The organism is Pedobacter sp. 01N416 (genome assembly GCF_056399685.1).
On the sequence record NZ_JBFTRT010001071.1, the window covers coordinates 1 to 515 of the forward strand.

Here is a 515-nt window from a genome sequence, read left to right on the forward strand (position 1 = left end):
ACACCAAACGGAATGGAAACTGAATATAATAGGTAATAAAACCGAATTTCTTAAATAAGATTAAACCCGCTGCCGATACAAAAAGCGACACAAATAAGGGCAGCAATAAAACAACCTTGGCCTGCGAGAGTATCTGATCGGGAATTTCGTTCAGGTGTGTTAAAATCTGCCAAAACTGTTTAGCCAATAATGCAATGCTGATGATATCCAATAGGGCAAAAAATCTGCTTGTGTTTTTCATTTACTTACAATACTTTGCTAAATAATCATCAACCATTTTACTCCCCATATATTTAACAAATAAAAAATCCTCACAAGCACCTTGTTTATCGCCCTGTTTTATTTTTTTTAGGGCCATTTTTATCCGGTCATCCAAGTATTCATCATCAATGCCCAACTGGTTTTTAATGGCAATAATCTGAACCTCTTGTCCGGGTTTTGCCTGGTCTATGTTTTTATAGAAATTAATTACAGAGTTGGTTAAACCTTCTTCAGCCAGGTAAGTACGGATAGCT

At 35.9% G+C, this 515-nt stretch carries 1 protein-coding gene and 1 pseudogene; both read right to left on the reverse strand.

Annotated elements, in window-relative coordinates:
* A partial coding sequence (locus AC1DND_RS29280; protein WP_477586538.1) for a hypothetical protein occupies nucleotides 1–241 on the reverse strand: 241 nt, incomplete at its 3' end.
* Nucleotides 242–515: pseudogene (locus tag AC1DND_RS29285) on the reverse strand (energy transducer TonB); the annotation flags it as partial.